Origin of the sequence: Pseudescherichia sp., assembly GCF_031998825.1 — a bacterium.
Taxonomy (GTDB): Bacteria; Pseudomonadota; Gammaproteobacteria; order Enterobacterales; family Enterobacteriaceae; genus Pseudescherichia.
Window position 1 is genome coordinate 30,946 of record NZ_DAMACX010000010.1, and the last position, 22,347, is coordinate 53,292.

A 22,347-nucleotide genomic window follows, 5' to 3' on the forward strand; every position below is an offset into this window, starting at 1 on the left:
GAGAACCGATTTAAATTAAATTACTGGTTCATCCACTACAATGAAATGAATCTAGCACACCTTAAGAAACAAATTCATTACAATCGTGTAATGTACATAGCTGTATTACATTTACGTCATCTTCCCCACAGGTTGATTATTTTTATATATGATCATAAGGACATCTTTTATGTACCTCAGAAGGTAATTACACATGAATATATTAATCACGACCACTGCGTTTACAGCTTTATTTTGTGGGGCAGCTTTTGCTCAGTCCAGTGATATTGCCCATGAAGCACATCGATTTGTTAATAATGCCTCAGCCGTCAGTCATGTGAATTCCTCGACGCATGAAAACTTACCGGACAGGGTTAATAAAAACAACACGCCCTCATTCTCTGAAATGAATGAACATGAAAGGGCCATTGTTGCTCATTCATTTATGAACAACAGCGCGTCCTATGCGCATCAGAAAATGATTGAGGAACATAAAAAAATGCTGTCCGGCAGTGATGCAAATTCAAAGACCTCGTCTTCTTCTTTTAACGAACTGAATGCCGGAGAAAAAGCCGCTCTCGTGCATGAGCAGGTCAATAATGCCGGTGCGGAAGCACATCAGACGCAGGCAAGAAAGCTTCGCGGGCTGTATTCGACCAGGTAACTGCAGGCGGGTTAGTGCTTAGCGTCAGGTGCGCAGCAGGGCTTTACTGACGGGTTACGTAGCAGGACATGAGCCCCATATTGCTCTGCCGTAACCTGTTTCAGTCCCGTTAATCATCACCGTCGGGCTGGTCATACAGTTCCCAGAGCTTCAGGAGCAAACGGGAAACAAGATATGTTACAAAAATGACGACCATCAACGGTGCTCCCGATTAACTGACAGATGACACGCCTCCTGAAAACCCCTAGCATACGCCGCAGTGTTCATGCTAACGGCGAATTCCAGTAAATGTATTCTACCGATGTCGTAAAAGAAAATGCCTACCTTTCAGCCACCCGCTCGGGGCTGGAATCGAACGAGATCGCTACTCTTCAGCGCTCCTTGCCTTCCCGGTTTAATCTGCGGCATTTGAAAAAAAATGAATCATTAAAACTCGTACTGCAAAAGAAAGCGGGAAAATCACGTGTCGTGGCCTATAAATTTACGTCCGGTTCATTTAATTACACGGCGTATCGTATATCAGATAAAAAGTTCTATAACCTTTCCGATACTTCCGGGAAAGGCAGTCTCGATTATCCGTTACCGGCCACAGCAAGACTCAGTTCGCCTTTCAATCCTGCAAGACTTAACCCGGTATCGGGAAAAGTGAGTCCCCATAATGGCATTGATTATTCCATGCCCATGAACACGAAAATAGTCAGCGTCATCGACGGAAAAATCACCCGGGCCGAATACAACAGTACCATGGGATATTTTGTTGAAGTAACGGGAAAAGCCGGTGTTAAAACTCGCTATCTCCACCTCAATAAAATACTCGTTACTAAAGGGGCCAGGGTTACCCGGGGAGACGCTATTGCGTTATCCGGTAACAGCGGACGTTCATCCGGTCCTCATCTGCATTACGAGCTGGTCATCAATAACAATCCTGTTAACTCACTGGCGTTCCGGGCAGCGGCACCCGCTGATAACAAACTTGAACAGCATGCCTTTGCGCATGCCAGAGACTACGAACGATACCTGGACTGATAACGGGGCCGCGACGCGGCCCCGTCTGCCGGATTAATTTTTTTTATCGTTTTCACTTCCTTGATGTTGATGATCTCCATGCCCTCCGTGGCCGTGGAAAAGATGCATTAGCGGGCAGACCAGCAATAACAGATATGGCCAGTAACCTGCCACATGTGACCAGTGTTCGCGCAGGAGGGCAAATGCCGCGATCGCGGCGACAGCAATAAGCGCATAGGTGGTACTTTTCATACTGGACTCCTTCTGTTCGTAACAGCCCCTTCACTCAGTGTTATTTCCCGAGCCTGACACTTTTCAGACGCAACGCATTCACAATGACGCTGACGGAGGAAAGAGCCATGGCCGCCGCCGCAATAACTGGCGACAGCAGTATTCCATACACAGGATAAAGCAGACCTGCAGCCACAGGCACGCCAAGTGCGTTGTAGATAAATGCAAAAAACAGATTCTGTCGGATATTTTTCATGGTGATTTCTGACAGATGACGGGCCCTGTTCAGTATCATCAAGTCGCCTTTGAGAAGGGTGACTCCGGCACTTTCAATTGCCACATCTGTACCCGTTCCCATGGCTATACCCACGTCAGCCGCTGCCAGCGCCGGGGCATCATTCACACCGTCTCCGGCCATCGCAACCACATGGCCAGACGCTTTCAGTCGGGTTATCACTGCTTTTTTGCCATCCGGCAGAATCCCGGCTTCAACCTCATCTATTCCCAGTTTCCGTGCGACTGCTTCAGCGGTAAGCTGGTTATCCCCGGTGAGCATAACGATGCGGATCCCCGCCTGACGCAAAGCTTTAAGCGCATCCGGCGTGGTTGCTTTCACGGGATCCGAGATAGCTATCAGGCCTGCAAGGTGCCCGTCTGTGGCCACATAGATAACGGTAGCGCCTTCCATCCGCAACGTATCCGCAACGGCCTTTTGATTATCAATAACGATACTGTTTTCCTGCATAGCCAGTTCATTACCAATAACAACCCGTTGACCTTCGACATCGCCTGAGACACCTTTACCCGACGGCGCATTGAAATGAGTGACTGCGGGTATTGCGATCCCCTTTTCCTGTGCTGCTTTAACTACTGCCATACCCAGCGGATGCTGCGAGCCTTTTTCCACTGCGGCCGTTACACGCAAAAGAGATGTTTCCCCACCCGGATTGAGACTGATAATCCCTGTCACCGTCGGCGAACCTTCCGTGAGCGTGCCTGTTTTGTCGACAACCAGCGTGTCCACTTTTTCAAGACGCTCAAGGGCTTCGGCATTCTTGATTAACACCCCGGCCTGGGCTCCTTTGCCCACCCCCACCATTATCGACATCGGCGTGGCCAGCCCCAGCGCGCAGGGACAGGCAATAATCAGGACCGACACAGCCGCAATGAGACCGTGCGCCATCCTGGGCTCGGGCCCCCAGACAGACCAGATCATGAAAGCAACAACCGCGATAAGTATCACCAGAGGAACAAACCAGCCTGAAACGCTGTCAGCCATTCTCTGGATGGGGGCCCGCGAACGCTGTGCATCAGCGACCATCTGAACAATTCGTGAGAGCATCGTTTCATCACCGACTTTCTCTGCACGGATGATAAGACTACCTGTCTGATTAATGGTCCCCCCGATGACAGGGTCACCCTCCGTTTTGGTAACAGGCATAGATTCCCCGGTCACCATCGATTCATCAACGGTTGTTTTGCCTTCGACCACGATACCGTCGACCGGAATACTCTCTCCAGGTCTGATGCGGAGCTTATCGCCAGGCAGGACATCTTCCGCATTAATATCCGTTTCATGACCGTCTTGATCCAGCCGCCTGGCGGTTTTGGGGGCAAGGTTAAGAAGCGCAGTAATGGCACCTGAGGTTTGTTCCCTTGCCCGCAATTCAAGGACCTGTCCCAGCAGAACAAGCACCGTAATAACAGCTGCGGCTTCAAAATAAATGGCCACCAGGCCATCCATGTTTCTGAACGATGCAGGAAACCAGGAGGGGAAGACGGTTGCAATGACGCTGTAAACCCAGGCTACGCCGGTCCCCATTGCAACAAGGGTAAACATATTCAGGGAGCGGTTACGTAACGACATTCCGGCCCGGGCGAAGAATGGCCAGCCACACCACAAAACGACAGGAGAGGCCAGAAGTAACTGCAGCCATGTGTTGTACTGTGGCGGTACTGTATTCCTCAAAGCGGGAAACAGATGAGAACCCATTTCGAGTATCAGAACCGGAAACGCCAGCAACAACCCCAGCCAGAAGCGTCTTGTCATGTCGCGAAGTTCATCACTCGTCCCCGTGGATGCCGTAGCTACGAGCGGCTCCAGTGCCATTCCACAGACAGGACAGCTTCCGGGACCACTACGGCGTATCTCCGGATGCATCGGACATGTCCACACACCTTCAGAAATCTCTTTCTCCGCCTGGCGGTGAGACTGTTTTATCTTATCAGGGCTGACTTCATGGTGGTCGTGGTGATGGTGATGTTCACTGGCATCTTCGGTAAAATAATGATCGGGATGGGCTTTAAATTTGCTCTCACAGCTGGCGGAGCAGAAATAAAGCTGATGGTCCTGGTATCGAATGCTGCTGTGCGCCTTGTCAGGCAGGATGACCATCCCGCACACGGGATCTCTCACCTTATGCAATGCGTGACTCTCGTCCGGGGATGATGTCTGCTCAGAAGCAGTCTGGTTGTTATGTTCCACTGCATTGTCATTTTTCACAGTAACTCTCCTTATGCATATCTGAAGCATTTTCTGTCTTCAGGATATGTCATGGATGCGATTACCACGAATGCCGCCGGCATAAGAGTGCCTGCTGCCGGCGTCCCGTTATCAGCCGTTCCGCTGACTATTCGATTCGCTGGAAGACTTTTTTACTGCCCTCCGGTGAGAATGCGATAACATCGTAAGCCTCTTTTCGGGCCCCCATCTCCATTCCCGGACTTCCTGCTGGCATACCGGGGGTGGCGAGACCGTATATACCCGAACCAGACTGCATGGCCTTATGTATCGTTGCCGCAGGCACATGGCCTTCAATGATCAAATTACCTACAACCGCGGTATGACAACTTCGTAGTCCAGCAGGAACAGCATGCTTTTCTTTCAGGGCTGACAGCGCCTGATCATTCATGACGTGAGTTCGCACTTCGAACCCGTCTTTTTCCATCGCTTTGCCCCACAGGGAACAACAGCCACAGTTTTCAGATTTGTACATATCAATGACTTTTTCACTCGCCATTGCAGGCAGTGACAGGCCGAGAGCCAGGGCCATTAGAACCACTTTTTTCATACTCACCTCTGTATATTATCGATATAAACCCTGACGTCAGGGTGAATCAGTGCAGAAGGACGCCCACTGGGGGCGCCCTTTCAGGGTTATGACACGCTTTTTTTATGTCTGCGCAGCCAGATTAATTTGTAGGCGGCAGGAATAATGAACAGGGACAGCAGCGGAGCCGTGATCATCCCACCAATCATTGGCGCAGCAATACGGCTCATGACTTCTGAACCTGCGCCGGTTCCCCAGAGTATTGGCAGCAGACCCGCAATGATCACCGCCACGGTCATGGCTTTCGGCCGGACACGCAGTACGGCACCATGATAGAGGGCTTCATCAAGACCTTCCGGTGTGAACGTCTCTTTACGGGACAATTCCGGGTGCGCTTCAATGGCATGACGCAGATACATCAGCATGACCACGCCAAACTCTGCTGCCACCCCGGCCAGGGCGATAAACCCGGTTCCGGTCGCCACTGACATATGGAAGCCCTGCCAGTACAGGAACCATATTCCGCCAACCAGGGCGAACGGCAGGCTCATCAGGATCAGCAGGGCTTCGTCAACCCGGCGGAATGCCAGATACAACAGGATGAAAATGATCATCACCGTCATCGGCACCATCAGCTTCAGTTTCTTGTTGGCATGCTCAAGCAGTTCAAACTGTCCGGAGAATGCCACACTGGTTCCCGGTCTCAGTTTCACTTTCTCGCTGATGGCCGTCTTAATGTCGTTAACCACCGACACCATGTCCCTGCCGCGGGCATCAACATAAATCCAGCTGGCTGGCCGGGCATTTTCGGTTTTCAGCATGGTTGGTCCAGAAACGACGTTAATATCCGCGACATCGCCCAGCGTGATCTGCTGCTTCATCGGGGTCAGGATCGGCATCTGTTTCAGCGCCTGCGGACTGTTCCGGTAATCCTGCGGGTAGCGAATGTTAATAGGGTACCGGGCCACCCCTTCAACCGTCTCACCCACCATAGCACCTCCGATTGCTGAAGAGACGAACAGCTGGACATCACCTACCGTCATCCCGTAGCGGGAGGCTTTCTCCCGGTTGATATCGATATCGATGTAGCGCCCGCCCTCAAGTCGCTCAGCCAGGACAGACACCACGCCAGGCACGGTTTTGGCTACCGCCTCGATACTCTGCGCCGTCGCGTCGATATCGGACAGAACAGTCCCGGACACTTTGATACCTATCGGGCTTTTGATCCCGGTTGAGAGCATATCAATACGGTTACGGATAGGCGGCACCCAGAGGTTTGCCAGACCCGGTAAACGGACTGTCCTGTCGAGTTCATCAATAATCTTGTCAATTGTCATGCCGGGACGCCACTGATCCTCAGGTTTGAGCTGGATCGTGGTTTCCACCATTTCGAGCGGCGCGGAATCCGTTGCGGTCTCTGCTTTACCGGTCTTGCCAAATACAGAAGCCACTTCAGGAACGCTTTTGATTAACTTGTCTGTTGTCTGCAGGAGCGCTGCAGCTTCTGCCGGAGAGACGCCAGGCAAGGTCGACGGCATATACAGCAGATCGCCCTCGTTAATCTTCGGCAGAAATTCACCGCCCACCTGACTCAGTGGCCAGATAACCGTGAAAATGGACAAGGCCGCAACCAGCAGGGTTGTTTTTGGCCAGTGGAGGACCCGCAGCAGCAAAGGATGATACGCTTTGATCAGCACCCGGTTCAGGGGGTTACTTGTCTCGGCAGGAATTTTCCCCCGGATCCAGAATCCCATCAGAATAGGAATGACGATGATGGCCAGTGCGGCCGCTCCCGCCATGGAGTACGTTTTCGTGAATGCCAGCGGGCCAAACAGACGACCTTCCTGCCCTTCCAGGGTAAAGATAGGAATAAAGGACAGGGTGATGATCAGCAGGCTAATGAACAACGCGGGTCCCACTTCCACGGAGGCGTCGGTAATCACCTTCCAGCGGGTGGCGTTGTCAATCTGCTCACCCGGATGCTGATGATCCCACTCCTCAAGCCGTTTGTGCGCATTTTCAATCATCACAATGGCGGCATCCACCATCGCACCGACGGCAATCGCTATCCCTCCCAGCGACATGATATTGGCGTTCAGTCCCTGGAAGTGCATGACGATAAAGGCGATACACAGGCCAAGCGGCAGAGAGATAATCGCCACCAGGGCAGAACGTACGTGCCACAGGAACAGAGCACAGACGATGGCCACCACGATAAACTCTTCCAGAAGTTTGGAACTGAGGTTATCAATCGCCCGGTCGATTAACTGGCTGCGATCGTAGGTGGTCACGATTTCAACGCCTTCCGGCAGGCTGGCCTTCAGCGTCTCCAGTTTATCCCTCACTGCCGTGATAACGTCGCGCGCATTTTTACCCGACCGCAGGATCACCACGCCGCCAGCGACTTCTCCCTGGCCGTTCAGCTCGGCAATACCACGCCTCATTTCGGGCCCGGTCTGCACGCGGGCAACATCCCGCAGATAAACCGGCACGCCGTTCTCACCTGTTTTCAGGACGATGTTATTAAAATCATCAATGCTCTGAAGATAACCGCTGGCACGGACCATATACTCCGCTTCGGCCATTTCAACGGATGAGCCACCGGCCTCCTGGTTAGACGATTCAAGTGCCTGTTTCACTTCGGGCAGGCTGATACCGTACTGGGACAGTTTTACCGGATTGACCTGAATCTGGTACTGTTTCACCACGCCGCCAACCGAAGCGACCTCAGCCACGTTCGGGATGGTTTTCAGCTCAAATTTCAGGAACCAGTCCTGCAGAGAGCGCAGTTCTGAAAGGTCGTGTTTTCCGTTGCGATCGACAAGGGCATATTCAAATATCCAGCCCACTCCCGTGGCGTCCGGGCCGATTTCAGAGCTCACACCCGCAGGCAGTTTGCCCTGAACCTGATTCAGGTATTCCAGCACGCGCGAACGGGCCCAGTACAGATCGGTGCCGTCTTCAAAAATGACATACACATACGAATCACCGAACTGTGAAAAGCCACGCACGGTTTTTGCGCCAGGTACGGACAGCATGGTGGTGGTAAGCGGATAGGTGACCTGGTTTTCTACAATCTGCGGGGCCTGTCCGGGATAGCTGGTTTTAATAATGACCTGCACATCTGACAGGTCAGGCAGCGCATCGACCGGCGTGTTAATTATCGTCCATGTGCCCCAGATGCTGAGAAACAGTGCGCCCATCATGACCAGGAAACGGTTGGCGACAGAGCGCCGGATAATCCATTCAATCATCGTCGTCTCCTCAGTGCCCTGAATGCATATTTACAGGCTGCTCAGACATTGCTGGCATACTGTTTTCTGTTTTTTCAGGGTGGCGCATACGTTCCAGCGCGCCCGTAATATTGGCTTCGGAGTCAATGAGGAACAGGCCACTGACCACCACGGTATCGCCTTCATTCAGGCCGGAGCCAATGCCGGACTGTTGCTGTGATTCATGCAGAACGTGGATCTGTTTCGGCACAAACTTGCCTTCATCATCAACAGTAATCACGCGCTGTTCTTTGCCGGTATCGATAACGGCCTGGCTTGGTATCAGCAGCATCTCCTGGCTCTTGGTATTCAGTTTCAGATAGGCATTCATGCCCGGCTTGAGAAACTCATCCTTATTAGAAACCTGGAGACGGACCTGAAGCGTACGGGTTGTCTGATCCACGCTGGGAAGAATGTTCCATTTTTCGACATGGAATGTTTTATCCGGATAAGCCGGTACCGAAATTTCAAACTGCGACGTATCTTTCAGCAGATATGCGATAGATTCTGGCACTGCAGCGCTGATCCAGACCGGGTCCATCCCCTGAATCTGAGCCACTACTTTATCTTTCGAAATATTCATTCCGGTGCGCAGGTCAAACGCAGTAATGACACCATCAATAGGTGCTTTAATGGTAAAACGGGTCTGGATTGTGCGGGTTGAACGCAGCCTTTGAATATCCTCTTCCGGCATACCAGCTAGACGAAGTCGCTCCAGAACCCCTTTTATCTGGGTTGACGTACCGCCTGTACCGGATAACAGCAGGAACTCACTTTGTGCCTCAACCCATTCAGGAATGGTGATATCGATAAGCGGAGTGCCTTTCTTCACATGATCGCCAATCGTCAGGGGATACACTTTTTCGACGAAACCGTCAGAGCGCGCCTGCACAATGACAAACTGATACTCGTTGTAACTGACATTAGCCGGGATTGTCTGAGAATAATTCAGCATTCCTCGCGTGACTTTTTGCGTTTTTAATCCCAGATTCTGAACCTGCGTTGGATCGATACGGATCCCGCCACTGCTTTTATCGCCGCTTTCATCAGCATATTTTGGCACCAGGTCCATATCCATAAAGGGAGATTTTCCGGGTTTATCAAATTTGGTATCCGGTTTCATCGGGTCATACCAGAAAAGTACCTTTCGCTCCGGTGCCTTTTGTTCGGTTTGTACTGTTTTTTGTGATGAGTTTACATACTGCCAGGCAGTAACCGATATCAGCCCTCCTGCTATGAGGCTGCTGATAATTATTGCAGCATATTTTATCTTTAAAGAAGCCATACAATTTCTCGCTGAAAAATCAAAACACCTGGCATATGCGCCCGATCATTCATTCACAGTAATCCCTTAATGAATGTTCAGGCGCACTGGATGTATTCGCTCCGGACTGATAATCAGGATTGCGTAACGTTAATGCTTTTGAGTAAGGAGATATTGCCCTGCTGAATAAACGAGAAATCGACATGGTTGCCGGTTTTCAGGGCATTGATAGCGTCGTCTGCATTAACAAAAGTGAAGCGCATGGTCATTGCAGGCCAGCCCACAGCAGGGATTGCTTCGTGCGAAATGGTAATCTTTTTACTATTCATATCAATGTCTTTAACGACACCGGTGCCCTTGATAACCTGCTGTACCGAAGCATCACTGGCAGCATTCATATCGCCATGCTGATGTGTTTCAGCATGAAGACCGGCAGAAAACATGACAGAGAAGGCACCAAATAAAACGGCTTTAAGTGAATTACGCATTTTTAATTTCCTGATTAATTAAATAAATTTACTCTACCCAACCGCCACCCAGCGCGGTAAACAGATTAATTTCGTTAACCTGTCGGGAATAGGTAAGATCGAGAATGGTTTGCTGCGTAGCGAAGAGGGAACGTTCTGCATCCAGCACTTCGATGTAACTGACAGCACCACTTGCATATAATCCTCTGGCACGCTGGAGAGTTATCTGAAGTGAATCAAGATAACGCTGCTGTGACTCAAGTTGCTGGCTAAGGCTGTCGCGCAGCGCAAGCGTGTCGGAAACATCCTTAAAGGCTGACTGAATTTTTTGTTCGTAATTAACCACCGATTGTTGCTGGCGAATTTCAGCCAGCTTCAGATTGGCTTTATTCCTGCCAGCATTAAAAATAGGAATTTCAATTTTAGGGATAAAATTCCACATTCCACTTCCTGACGTAAACAGGCTTGACAGCTCCGTACTGCTTGCGGAAAGACCACTGGTCAGGGTAATGGAGGGGAAAAAGGCCGCTCGCGCTGCGCCAATATTGGCATCAGCCGCTTTCAGCTGATATTCCGCTTCCATAATATCCGGTCGCTGCAGCAAAATTTGTGAAGATAGATTTGGTGGCAATTTTACTGGTGCGATCTCCCCGCCTTTCATCCCTTTTTCTGACGGAAGTGCGCGGTACGTTCCCAGCACCAGTTGCAGGGCATTGTTTGCCTGAGCCAGATCGCCTTCTCGTTTGGCTATTTCGGCGCGGGTACTTTCGATTTGTCCTCTCGCCTGTTCAAGTGCCAGAACGTTCGTACTCCCGGTCACGAGCTGTTGCTCAACGAAAGCATAGGACTGTTCATAATTTTTCAGCGTTTCCCGCGCAATACGGAGTTGTTCGTACGCCAGTTGCTGGCTGAAATAGCTCTGTGAAACGTTGGAGACCAGCAGGATGTGTACGGCCCGACGGGCTTCTTCGCTGGCAAAGTAGTTCTGGCGGTCAGCATCACTCATGTTCTTAAGTTTGCCGAAAAAATCGAGCTCATAGCTGAGCTCCAGTCTCGCGTCGTACTCCTGTGTGGTCGGCTTGTCACCTTTCAGACCACCGCTGTATGTTATCCCGGATGAGGCATTCAGCTGGGGGTAACGATCTGCATCCGTGACGTTGAACTGGGCTCGGGCCTCTTCAACCTTCAGGGCAGCCATTCTCAAATCACGGTTATTAGTCAGAGCTTCACCGATCAACCGGGTAACCTGGGGATCGACAAAAAAGTTACGCCAGCCCGTATCCTGATAGCCATTTACCGCTGGCGTCAGGCTGTTATGGGACAGTGAAAACTGCTGGGGTACCGGTGCTGCGGGCCGCTGATATTCAGGCGCAAGCGACACGCAGCCTGCCAGGATGAATATCGTGCTAATGCTGAGTAATTTTAATTTGAACATAACGCTTCTCGTCCAGGCAGACCTGGTAAATGGTTCAAATGAAGTCCAGAGTATTGATAGGGGTACTTTACCTAACGCTCTCTGTTTGCCGAGTGACAGGATAATGACAATGTTGTCATTTTTGCTGTAATCCGTTGATAACGATCGTGGGCGCAATAGAATGACATTAGCAGCCAGCCGGGGAGCAAGATGAAAATATTGATCGTCGAAGACGAAATTAAAACAGGTGAATATCTCAGCAAAGGGCTTACAGAGGCAGGGTTCGTAGTGGATCACGCTGATAATGGTCTTACCGGATATCATCTCGCCATGACAGCCGAGTATGATTTAGTCATTCTGGATATCATGCTACCTGATGTGAACGGCTGGGATATCATCCGCATGCTGCGCACTGCCGGAAAGGGTATGCCGGTCTTACTGCTGACAGCCCTCGGCACGATCGAACATAGGGTCAAAGGACTGGAACTGGGTGCGGACGATTATCTGGTTAAACCCTTTGCGTTTGCCGAACTGCTCGCCCGGGTGAGAACCCTTCTGAGGCGGGGAAACACGATGATCACGGAAAGCCAGTTTAAGGTGGCTGACCTCTCGATTGATCTCGTATCCAGAAAAGTCAGTCGCGCCGGAAACCGCATTGTGCTCACCAGTAAAGAGTTCAGCCTGCTGGAATTCTTCATTCGCCATCAGGGAGAGGTTCTTCCCCGCTCCCTGATTGCCTCTCAGGTCTGGGACATGAATTTTGACAGCGACACTAATGCGATCGATGTCGCAGTAAAGCGACTCCGCGCTAAAATAGACAACGATTACGAGACAAAGCTGATCCAGACAGTCCGGGGCGTGGGCTACATGCTGGAGGTCCCGGATGCATAGCAAACCTTCCAGACGCCCTTTCTCACTCGCTCTGCGGCTGACCTTTTTTATCAGCCTGTCCACGATACTGGCTTTTATCGCCTTCACCTGGTTTATGCTGCATTCTGTTGAAAATCATTTTGCCGAGCAGGATGTCAGCGATCTTCAACAAATCAGCACCACACTGAACCGTATACTGCAGTCCCCGGTGGATCCGGATGATAAAAAAATAAGCAAAATAAAGGAATCAATTGCCAGCTACCGCAACGTTGCCCTTTTGCTCCTCAATCCCAGGGGTGAAGTGCTCTTTAGCTCAGCTCAGGGGGCGGCACTACGCCCGGCAGTGAATTCAGCAGATTTTAGCGAGCACAGCCGCGCACGGGATGTCTTTCTCTGGACGGTGGAGGATCCTGCGGGACCGATGGATACCGGGTCCGAAATGAAGATGGAAACATACAGGATTATCGCCTCCTCTGGTCAGGCGATATTTCAGGGCAAACAGCAGAACTATGTCATGCTGACTGGCCTATCCATTAATTTCCATCTCCATTACCTCGATGCGCTGAAAAAGAACCTGATTGCGATTGCCGTCGTGATAAGCCTGTTGATTGTTCTGATCATTCGAATCGCTGTCCGTCAGGGGCACCTGCCCCTTCGTAATGTCAGCAATGCCATTAAAAACATCACCTCCGAGAATCTTGATGCGCGACTGGAACCGACACGCGTTCCCATTGAGCTGGAGCAACTGGTTATCTCGTTCAATCATATGATTGGAAAGATTGAGGATGTCTTTACCCGCCAGGCCAATTTCTCTGCCGATATCGCGCATGAGATCAGAACGCCCATCACCAATCTGGTGACGCAGACTGAAATCGCACTGAGTCAGGATCGAACACAGAGGGAACTTGAGGATGTCCTCTATTCCAGTCTTGAAGAGTATAACCGGATGACCAAAATGGTCAGCGATATGCTGTTCCTGGCACAGGCAGATAATAATCAGCTGATACCTGACAGGGTCATGTTTGACCTCAGAGCGGAAGTCATGAAAGTCTTCGAGTTTTTCGAAGCCTGGGCCGAAGAACGCAATATCACGCTCAAATTTAACGGGATGCCCTGTCTGGTCGAGGGAGATCCACAAATGTTTAGAAGAGCGATCAATAATCTGTTATCCAATGCCCTGCGTTATACCCCTGAGGGACAGGCAATCACCGTCTCAATAAGAAAACAGGGGAGCTTTTTTGACCTTGTGATTGAAAATCCGGGGAAACCAATCCCTGAAGAGCATTTATCAAGGCTGTTTGACCGTTTTTATCGGGTGGATCCGTCCAGACAACGAAAAGGAGAAGGCAGCGGCATCGGTCTTGCGATTGTGAAGTCAATCGTGGAAGCACATCACGGAAGAGTGCATGTGGAATCGGATATACGCTCGACACGTTTTATTTTATCCGTACCCAGACTGGAGAAAATGATTCCGGATCCCCAACACTGAGAATAAAGATTTAAATGACAAAGATGTCATTAGCCTGTCATGCAGCAAACAGAAGCCATTCGATATAATTAGTGCAACTTATCAGGAAGGCTGGATTGCTTCATCAATACCCGGCGTCAGAGTACGCCAGGAATGAATATCCAGCCATCTCCCGGAGAAATAAGAACTGCCGAACCTGTTTAAGTTATGAAACTGAAAACACCGGTTGTACTTCCCCGGACATCATTAATTGAGAAATGGAGAGTTATCATGAAAAATATCGTATTAGCATCTTTGCTGGGCTTTGGTTTAATTTCTTCGGCCTGGGCCACTGAAACCGTGAATATCCATGAGCGCGTCAACAATGCACAGGCCCCTGCTCACCAGATGCAGTCTGCTGCGGCTCCTGTCGGGATCCAGGGGACTGCTCCCCGTATGACCGGTATGGACCAGCATGAACAGGCCATTATTGCTCATGAAACCATGACGAACGGATCGGCAGATGCGCACCAGAAAATGGTGGAAAGTCATCAGAAGATGATGGGAAATAACACAGTATCCACGACCGTCCCTTCAACGTCTTACGCGGCGATGGATGAGCATGAAAGAGCAGCGGTTGCCCATGAATTCATGAATAACGGTCAGTCCGGCCCACATCAGGCCATGGCCGAAGCGCACCGCCGCATGATCAATGTAGGCTGAATGCGACTGTAGTATCCGTGCTTTTTACCCTTTCCTTGATAGATTATTCCTTAACCGGATATGTTGTGACATTTTTGCCCCCATCAGGGGGCTTTTTTATATGACTCAGCTACAATTAACCGGTACCTACCTGAAAAGGATTTATTAAATGAAAATCAAAAACACCCTTTTTGTTATATTAATGTTATCCCTGCCAGCAATTTCTGCCGAACATTCGGAAATGAAAATGTCAGATATGCACTCATCGGCATCGTCACAGGAATATATGGCTGGCATGAAAGACATGCATGAAAAAATGATGGCCGCCGTTAATGAGCCCGATCCCGATAAGGCCTTTGCAAAAGGTATGATCGCACACCATGAAGGAGCAATAGCAATGGCTGAGACCGAGCTTAAATACGGAAAAGATCCCGAAATGAGAAAGCTTGCGCAGGACATCATTAAAGCTCAGAAAGGTGAAATCGAGCAGATGAATAAATGGCTTGGCAGTCAAAAATAAAGATTGCAAAAACGCCATGATAAGCGTAATTTTAAATCACTCCCGGGCACGGGATCCTGTTAAACGTTAAATAATTAAAACCCGATTAATTTCGGGTTTTTTATATTCTATACTCCGGTCCTTTGCTGTGGACCGGAATATATGCAGCTGCGATTATTTTAACACATTATCTCGTCATGGAAATAATGTCGCTCAGGATCTCAATCAGTTCAATTCTTTCCTGCGTTCCGTCATGATAGGTTGATCTTGAGATTATTCTTTCCGCTGTCATCTGGGGCCAGAATTTATCAAGCACATTATCGGGTTTCATTCCCACAGCCCGGCCGATTATTTTTTTAGCGTCACAGGTGTCCGTAAACGTGACTGCTACACCGGTAATTTCTTCAATCAGATCCGGGCAGAGATAGTTCTCTATTTCACGTTTGCGCGTGGCGAAGAATACCTTACCGGCTTCCTCCACTTCTTTTTTACGTTTCTGAATGGACAGAACCTGTGCAGGGTCTCCCCCAATATCGGAGTCCAGAAATACGCACCAGGGAAGCCCCAGATCGTTGGCCAGATTTAAGGTAACCCAGTGTTTGACGCTCCCGCATCCTCCTATGAGGACTGGCACAATTTTCACGTCCTCAAGAGAGGCTGGCAGCACACCTGATTGTTTAAATGAACTGGCCGCATGCCTCAGGAAAGTGACATCCGACTTTCCTTCTACCAGAACAATGCCTTTAGCCCTTTCCATACCAGTCTCTGGCAACACCCCCAGGCTTTCAGTTGCTTCCTTCAGCACATCGTCATCCGGCATTTTTACAACGGGTTCACCTGTCTCATTTCTGGTGACATAACGTACTGAATCGCCACGGATAATCTAGACACTTCCGAGCCGTTGATAATACTGTTTTTCATATTCTGTCGGTGACATCTGTTCGCTAGAACCATGCCGACGCTTACTGTTATAAAACATTTCGATGTAATCAAAAATATCACTGCGGGCTTCTTCTCGCGTTCCGTAGATCTTTTTCTTTATCCGTTCACGTTTCAACAACTGGAAAAAACTTTCTGCAACCGCATTATCATGGCAGTTACCGCGACGGCTCATGCTACCCTCCAGGCCGTGTGATTTCAGGAACGACTGCCACTCATGGCTTGTGTACTGACTGCCCTGATCCGAATGAACCAGCACCTGTTTTTCGGGATTACGCCGCCATACAGCCATCAGCAGTGCGTTCAGGACAATGTCCTTTGTCATCCGGGATTGCATGGACCAGCCGATAATTTTGCGTGAGAACAGATCAACAACAACGGCAAGATACAGCCAGCCTTCGTGGGTCCTGATGTAGGTTATGTCCGTTACCCAACGCTCATCAGGAGCATCCGGATTGAACTGTCGCTGGAGCCTGTTGGGTGACACGATACTGGCCTCGCCTTTACGTGCCCGCGGGCTTCGGTATCCGACCTGAGCCTTTATTCCGACACGTTTCATCAGTCTCCAGACTCTGTTTACTCCGCACTGTTGCCCGCTGTCACGCAGATCCAGATGGATTTTGCGATAACCATAGACGCATCCCAATTCCAGCCAGAACTGTTTAATCTGTCCTGTCAGTCTCAGGTCTGCCTGATGGCGTTGTGAATGCGGCTGCTGAAGCCAGGCGTAAAAACCACTGGGATGAACATCCAGCACCCGACAGAGCAGGCGAACAGGCCAGCAACAGGAGTTGTCACGGATAAAGGCGTACCTCAGTCGGACAGCTTTGCGAAGTACGCCGCAGCTTTTTTTAATATGTCCCGTTCGTCGGTAACCCGTTTCAGCTCTTTCTGGAGACGGCGGATCTCGGCCTGAGCATCTGACTGTTCTTTATTAGTGGAAGAATCCGGACCGTACTTCTTTATCCAGGCATAAAGGCTGTGGGTGGTGATATCGAGACGTGTTGCAACGCTGGCAACAGAATAACCGCGATCAACAACCTGTTTGACTGCTTCAGTTTTAAACTCTTCGGGATAACGCTTACCGCTCATGGGCACCTCTCTTTAAGCCATCTTAAATGACTCTGAGGTGTCTGTTAAACCCATGGCGATTCAATATCCGTTTCCAGAGGTTAAACGGATTTACCACCCGAAGGTATCCTCTCTCAGGCTGCGAGGATTTTCCGGTCACCCGAAGGTGTTTCTCTCAGACCGGTGAAACGTTAGCTGCTAGTCACCCGAAGGCGCTCCTCTCAGACTGCCGGAGCATTAGCTGGTTGCATGTAGCAACAAGTAAGCCTGTCTATTTTCAGAGCAAATAGTGATTATGTCAACCTGGGTATCAAATGGGTATACCTATTAAATACTATCCAGTTTATTGGTAGAATATAAATAAGTTACCACTTAAATGATACCGATTGGAATGTGACTATTTTAATGTTACTGCCGGAGGAACTTTGTTTATATTTGGATATCTTCGTGCTTCAACTCAGGAACAGGATGCACTGCGTGCAAAATCGAGGCTCAAGGACTTTGCTCAACAACACAATCATCGCATTGCTGGCTGGTATGTTGAAAATGCTTCAGGCGCAGCATTGCACCGACCGGAACTGATGAGACTGCTTCAGGATACAGAGCCAGGGGATGCGATACTTATAGAACAAGTAGATCGGCTTTCACGCCTGGATGATAATGGCTGGGAATCTTTAAAAAAGATGATTAATGAGAAATCGCTTTCAATAATAAGCCTTGATTTGCCTACAAGTCACATTGCCCTGTCCACACCATCAGCTTATGACTTTACTCATAGTATGCTCCGGGCAGTGAATAATATGATGCTGGACATGTTAGCTGCTATCGCCCGTAAAGATTATGAAGATCGTCGCAGAAGGCAGATGGAAGGAATTACAGCCGCCAAGGAAAAAGGGAAATACAGGGGGAGGCTAGCAGATAAGGAAAAACATGAGTTAATTAGAACGCTTCGCAAGAAAAACGGAAAATCAATAAATGAAACGGCAAGGCTCGCCGGCGTTTCACGCATGACAGTTATTCGAGCATGTAAAGATACGGATTGAAATTTAGAAAAGCCACAGCCCTGAATGAGCTGTGGCGCTACGTCCTGAAAATTCAGTAAAGAAACAACTTATTCTGTTTCACCGCGAAAATAAACTTGTTTAATATAACGACCACGGCCATCTCCATGCCCCAAATCCATCGATACTAATGCTTCAGCTTCGTCGCGGCTCATTCCATTTTTAATATGATGATTTACAGCATCACGTGAATAAGCGTAACGCAAACTATGCGGGGCATTTTTACCATTCATCCCTGCCTCTCGTACAATATTTCGGTAACGATCTATTGCAGTATGCAGAGAAGGTTTATCAATCAGTTTTCCGTTATGTTCACTGACATAATGAATTGCCTTATCAAGAATTGATAAAACTTTTTCACGATTGAAAACTGTTGTTTCTCTCGGCCGCCCGCCTTTAGTCCCGAAAACAACACGGACACGCTCATTATTGTTAATCAATGACTGCTTCCATGTTTTTAACGACTTTGCGGACTGCACGGTTTCTTCTGTTCTCAATCCAAGGTATCTTGAAAGTTGTACCGCGAGCGCAACACCTTCATCTTTTTTAAGCGCAAAATTCACAACCGCATTAAGTTTTTCATCTGTAATAGGAAGTTTAGTGCCATCCCGGTTAGCACCAGAAATTCCCAGGGCCTGATTACTCAGGCTGGTATGATTGGGATCGGCCAGTTTATTTCTTCCTGCTGATAATAAAACAGAGCGGATAGCAGACATCTCATTCTGTAACGTCCTGAGAGACAAACTGTCTGCCTTCCTGCTCTCAATATATTTTTCAATATGGGAAGTTTTGATATGTTTTACGTCCCTAATCTGAATATTCAGTTCAGACAGACGTTCAGAAAAACGTTCTGCAATTCTTGAGCGGTCAGCCACAGTTTTATAACTTCCCCTTCCCTGACGAGCAAGTGTGACAAGTTGTTTGCACAGCTGTTTACTGAATCTGGACATTCCTATATCTCCACAGGGATACACGTCCCTCGGCTTGTAAATAAGCGGACGGATCTGTACCCCAGTAATTCATCCCCGACGACACGGTTGCTTTTGCGCTTCCTGCGTCTCAACTGGTATCTGTGCATCGGGGCGGCGAATTGTTGAGTTCTTGCGAGGCACCCCAGATCTCTGATCTGTTTGCTGCTTATGCAGAGCTGACTTACGTCAAGCTGCCTCCAACACTACTGTTCGTAGTGTCGCCATCGATACCGAGTCGATTTCCTCCTTACTGATAATTGAACGTTCAGACGGCCTTCCGTCGTGCTTACGTTGATGTAAAAGTGAGTTTAATACCGTACTAACACGGACTACATGTTGGTCAGATGGTAGTAAAACGTTGAAAACCACGTCGTACGTGGGTTGAGACGTTATGCGCTGCGCGCGTCACTTGGTAGTGTCTTCGCCACTTCACAAGTGACGCCGCGCAGCTTCGTGCTCCTAATGCAACTCCGTAAGCGGCCAAATGTGCCAAATGGCCTTATCCGTCGATGCAAAAGTCGTACGAAACTCAGGGCGTATCCCTGGCAAGAATCATAACGTAGTGAAAGATCAGAGCCTGATTCAGCTCCTTTAATGACAATTCAACATCAGGAAGATGTGAATCATTGAGGCGTTAGCCGGCCAGTTTTTGGTCGGTGACCTTATCCACATTAGTGGCCCCCGTTTTCAAAGGTTAAACGGGTTTACCGCCATAAGGCGTCCCTCTCAGGTATGTGGGACATTAGCTGGCAGTCACCCGAAGGCGCTTCTCTCAGACCGCTGAAGCATTGGCTGGTAACCGCCCGAAGGCACCCCTCTCAGGTTACAGGGGTTTTGGATGGTCGCCGTAGCGACTTCTAATGCACTGGTGATGTTAGCAACGCCTCAGATGATCGTCAACTTTCTTATATTATTCATTGTTAGGGTCTGCATATATCACCATTCCAACAGACATTAGATCCTCAACGTCATTAGCAAGAAAAGGTATAAAAGATTTGCTTTGAATTTTTTCTACTATACCTTGCCCAACGACTATAGGTACGTATTGATAGCCAGGAAAAATATCATTTGGCTTACCTACCAGCACACCTCCAGTATATTCATGGCAATCAGGAAATACATTTGAAAGAGTACTCAGATATGAAATATCAATCAAATGACCAGTATCTGTTGTATACCAGGCATGAAGATTTAGAGCAGGCGTCTCAGAAAAATCTTCGGGCTGAAATCCCTTGTTGGACCATTTTTCAAATTCATCATATGTGGGATTATAAAGCCATTTATCTCCCTTCCATAATTGACCGACTGTCGTCCAAATTTTACAGCCAAGTGCGGATTCAAAATATGGCTGAAGGAAATGACACCACTTGAGACATTGCCCTGCTGAAAAAGAGAAGCTATCCACTTCTGCTTCATGACACACTTTTGCCATCATATTATGATAATCCAATTCACCATCCTTCAAATCCGTTATTGAACCTTCATTAAAGCCCAGCCCTTTTGTAAATTTTAATGCATGCTCAAAGTTGGCTCTGTAATCCAGAGTTTCGTCACACTCTATAATTCGGCCTTTATATTTATTATGGAAATAGGACAAGAGATTAAACACACTTACTCCTTATAGATTTATGAGTGCGGATATAGCAATATCCACACCCTTAATAATTAGTTACTTCCCTTCAGCTACATTCTTAATATTTTGCATTAAATCCTGCAAGCCGCTACTTGCGAGTCTTTGCTTTGAAGAAGAACTGTACGTTATATGAATACGACTACCTGACCCATTTTTTTCTAGCTCAATAGTTAGGTGATCATCATAGTCGCCCCAATCTGAGCCCATTTTATAATAACTTCCAGTCATCGCATCCCATTCCTGATTACTATCGGTAATTGCGCTGGCAGTCCATTCGCCATCGTTATTTTTTTCTCTAATTGATCTCAGTTCATCATTAGAGATAAACTTAAACTTCCTTTTAATTCTTGCTGCTGCAGTATCAACATCTACTGGTACAGTATAACTTTTAGAGGTCGATTCTTTTTTTTTCTGAAGGAGATACTTTCATACGCTGCTCATCATTTCCTGAGGAGTTACCTCTCAGGGAATTCATTATTCCTGAGGCACCATCACTGATTTTCTGGTTTGTAGTTGCTATATCATTCATACTACAAGCTGTTACGAGAACAGGTAGTATTAAAATAGTATATAGACCCTTCATATTCCTTTTTTCTCCCTATTTTTACCGTGAAAATAACAGCTTTAGTACGACTTACTATTCCGTCACATTGTAACAGACTGTAAAACCCTGCCGTATTGTATAATGAAAGTCAATGATGAGGTATACCAAATGGCTGGGCGTAAAAAGGAAGCTCACTTCACTTTAATTATATCACTTAGCTTAGTCGTGAAGGCGGGGGAAAGCCTTTCTCTGCGCATCTTCCAGCCCATAGATGCATCTTTAATACCTTGCCCTGCAAACCAAACAGAGCCTTTGCCTGAATGGTTAATGCTGTCTATTAATGTCATCAGCTCTTCGCTGTTACGATGAGGCTGAAAGTCATCAAAAAGGGTCAATTGAGATACGGCAGCGCTTCGGAAATCAGTGAGCATCACGCCAGCACGATGATAACGGTGCCCTGGTACAAATATCGTATCAAATGCCTTTATAGCCGCGTTAATGATATCCCGTGAATCCTGAGCGGGTACAGCAAGCTCTGTTACCGCCTGATTCTTATAAAACACCTCATTTTCTGAGAAAGGGCTGGTACTGATGAAAACTGCTACCCGTTTACAAAATTGATGCTCTGCACGGAGTTTTTCTGCTGCACGTTCAGCATGAGCGCAAATGGCCTGATGCAGGCTGACTTCGTCCGACGGTTTTTCTCCAAAAGATCGGGAGCATATGATTTGTTCTTTTGGGGCAGTAAATTCTTCTAAACCGAGGCAAGGAATACCGTTCAGCTCTCTGACCGTGCGCTCAACAACTACTGAGAACTGTTTACGAATGAATGAAGGCGACAGCTCAGCCAGCTGAAGTGCATTGTTAATGCCCATAAACTGTAATTTTTTACCCAGCCGCCGTCCTATACCCCAGACCTCCTCAACTGGTACTAAAGCCATTAACTTACGCTGACGCTGTCTGTCACTGAGATCTACCACACCTCGCGTTGCGGGCCAGCGCTTACTTGCATACTGAGCCAGTTTGGCGAGCGTTTTTGTAGGGCCTATTCCCACTCCCACAGTCAGATGTGTTCTTCGCTTAATCTGATCACGTATCTGATGGCCAAACACCTCAAGCGATAACAGATTACGCATACCCGTAAGATCACAAAAAGCTTCATCGATACTGTAAATTTCCACACGCGGAGTCAGTAACTGCAAAATAGTCATCACTCTGTCTGACATATCAGCATTTATGTGGAATACAATTTCAACAGCTTAAT

19 protein-coding genes and 1 pseudogene are annotated in these 22,347 nt (G+C 48.5%); 7 read left to right on the forward strand and 13 right to left on the reverse strand.

The features are described from left to right. The first annotated feature begins 193 nt into the window (after positions 1–193). A complete protein-coding gene (locus tag RTP97_RS06875; RefSeq protein WP_001023257.1) occupies positions 194–643 on the forward strand; it encodes a copper resistance protein in 450 nt (149 codons plus the stop codon). A 288-nt stretch (positions 644–931) separates the two neighbouring features. Continuing rightward, a complete protein-coding gene (locus RTP97_RS06880) occupies positions 932–1,669 on the forward strand; it encodes a peptidoglycan DD-metalloendopeptidase family protein (RefSeq protein WP_004118669.1) in 738 nt (245 codons plus the stop codon). Positions 1,670–1,702: 33 nt separating this feature from the next. On the opposite strand, the gene RTP97_RS06885 is transcribed toward RTP97_RS06880, so the two are convergent. From RTP97_RS06885 to silC, 7 genes are all read right to left on the reverse strand, one after another. After that, positions 1,703–1,900, reverse strand: a complete 198-nt coding sequence (locus RTP97_RS06885) for a DUF2933 domain-containing protein (protein ID WP_000843497.1) — start codon at positions 1,898–1,900, stop codon at positions 1,703–1,705. 40 nt (positions 1,901–1,940) lie between these two features. Next, positions 1,941–4,412, reverse strand: coding sequence for an Ag(+)-translocating P-type ATPase SilP (gene silP / locus RTP97_RS06890; RefSeq protein WP_129244003.1), 2,472 nt, complete (start codon positions 4,410–4,412; stop codon positions 1,941–1,943). 97 nt (positions 4,413–4,509) lie between these two features. Beyond that, complete coding sequence (locus RTP97_RS06895) at positions 4,510–4,950, reverse strand: DUF411 domain-containing protein (RefSeq protein WP_002436620.1); 441 nt, start codon at positions 4,948–4,950, stop codon at positions 4,510–4,512. Positions 4,951–5,036: 86 nt separating this feature from the next. Next, positions 5,037–8,183, reverse strand: coding sequence for a Cu(+)/Ag(+) efflux RND transporter permease subunit SilA (gene silA / locus RTP97_RS06900; protein ID WP_000574021.1), 3,147 nt, complete (start codon positions 8,181–8,183; stop codon positions 5,037–5,039). Between the two features lie 10 nt (positions 8,184–8,193). Beyond that, positions 8,194–9,486 carry a Cu(+)/Ag(+) efflux RND transporter periplasmic adaptor subunit SilB gene (gene silB, locus RTP97_RS06905; protein ID WP_001485328.1) on the reverse strand — a complete coding sequence of 431 codons (1,293 nt, stop codon included), beginning with the start codon at positions 9,484–9,486 and terminating at the stop codon, positions 8,194–8,196. 113 nt (positions 9,487–9,599) lie between these two features. Continuing rightward, positions 9,600–9,953, reverse strand: a complete 354-nt coding sequence (cusF, locus tag RTP97_RS06910; protein ID WP_001246153.1) for a cation efflux system protein CusF — start codon at positions 9,951–9,953, stop codon at positions 9,600–9,602. Between the two features lie 28 nt (positions 9,954–9,981). Further along, complete coding sequence (gene silC, locus RTP97_RS06915) at positions 9,982–11,367, reverse strand: Cu(+)/Ag(+) efflux RND transporter outer membrane channel SilC (protein WP_000475503.1); 1,386 nt, start codon at positions 11,365–11,367, stop codon at positions 9,982–9,984. A gap of 189 nt (positions 11,368–11,556) precedes the next feature. Here silC and silR point away from each other — a divergent pair, with 189 nt between their 5' ends. The 4 genes from silR (at position 11,557) to RTP97_RS06935 (ending at position 14,885) form a co-directional block, all read left to right on the forward strand. Continuing rightward, a complete protein-coding gene (gene silR, locus RTP97_RS06920) occupies positions 11,557–12,237 on the forward strand; it encodes a copper/silver response regulator transcription factor SilR (protein ID WP_000697968.1) in 681 nt (226 codons plus the stop codon). Continuing rightward, positions 12,230–13,705 carry a copper/silver sensor histidine kinase SilS gene (gene silS / locus RTP97_RS06925; RefSeq protein WP_000555738.1) on the forward strand — a complete coding sequence of 492 codons (1,476 nt, stop codon included), beginning with the start codon at positions 12,230–12,232 and terminating at the stop codon, positions 13,703–13,705. The genes silR and silS overlap by 8 nt, the downstream gene beginning before the upstream one ends. 249 nt (positions 13,706–13,954) lie before the next feature. Then, positions 13,955–14,386: a silver-binding protein SilE gene (gene silE / locus RTP97_RS06930; protein WP_006785880.1), complete on the forward strand. Its 432-nt coding sequence runs from the start codon at positions 13,955–13,957 to the stop codon at positions 14,384–14,386. Between the two features lie 148 nt (positions 14,387–14,534). Then, the gene (locus tag RTP97_RS06935) at positions 14,535–14,885 is read left to right on the forward strand and encodes a DUF305 domain-containing protein (RefSeq protein ID WP_006785879.1); all 351 of its coding nucleotides are present in this window, start codon (positions 14,535–14,537) and stop codon (positions 14,883–14,885) included. Between the two features lie 166 nt (positions 14,886–15,051). Here RTP97_RS06935 and RTP97_RS06940 read toward each other — a convergent pair. Further along, positions 15,052–15,735, reverse strand: a pseudogene (locus RTP97_RS06940) (TOPRIM nucleotidyl transferase/hydrolase domain-containing protein); the annotation flags it as partial. 12 nt (positions 15,736–15,747) lie between these two features. Further along, positions 15,748–16,895, reverse strand: a protein-coding gene (locus RTP97_RS06945; protein WP_087464944.1) for an IS3 family transposase whose coding sequence is annotated in 2 segments (ribosomal slippage) — positions 15,748–16,646 and positions 16,646–16,895 — 1,149 coding nt in all. Because the reading frame shifts where the segments join, the coding sequence is not laid out codon by codon here. A gap of 404 nt (positions 16,896–17,299) precedes the next feature. On the opposite strand from RTP97_RS06945, the gene RTP97_RS06950 reads away from it, so the two are divergent. Beyond that, positions 17,300–17,917 carry a recombinase family protein gene (locus RTP97_RS06950; RefSeq protein WP_020899211.1) on the forward strand — a complete coding sequence of 206 codons (618 nt, stop codon included), beginning with the start codon at positions 17,300–17,302 and terminating at the stop codon, positions 17,915–17,917. A gap of 68 nt (positions 17,918–17,985) precedes the next feature. Here the strand turns inward: RTP97_RS06950 and RTP97_RS06955 are convergent, their stop codons facing one another. The 4 genes from RTP97_RS06955 to umuC all read right to left on the reverse strand — a co-directional run bounded on the left by RTP97_RS06955 (position 17,986) and on the right by umuC (position 22,333). Continuing rightward, the gene (locus RTP97_RS06955) at positions 17,986–18,885 is read right to left on the reverse strand and encodes an integrase domain-containing protein (protein ID WP_006786007.1); all 900 of its coding nucleotides are present in this window, start codon (positions 18,883–18,885) and stop codon (positions 17,986–17,988) included. A gap of 931 nt (positions 18,886–19,816) precedes the next feature. Next, positions 19,817–20,515, reverse strand: coding sequence for a hypothetical protein (locus tag RTP97_RS06960; protein ID WP_020899212.1), 699 nt, complete (start codon positions 20,513–20,515; stop codon positions 19,817–19,819). 60 nt (positions 20,516–20,575) lie between these two features. Further along, positions 20,576–20,767 (reverse strand): hypothetical protein, encoded by a 192-nt coding sequence (locus RTP97_RS06965; protein ID WP_202816119.1) that lies wholly within the window; start codon positions 20,765–20,767, stop codon positions 20,576–20,578. Between the two features lie 507 nt (positions 20,768–21,274). After that, positions 21,275–22,333 (reverse strand): translesion error-prone DNA polymerase V subunit UmuC, encoded by a 1,059-nt coding sequence (gene umuC, locus RTP97_RS06970; RefSeq protein WP_308302662.1) that lies wholly within the window; start codon positions 22,331–22,333, stop codon positions 21,275–21,277. Positions 22,334–22,347: the final 14 nt, after the last annotated feature.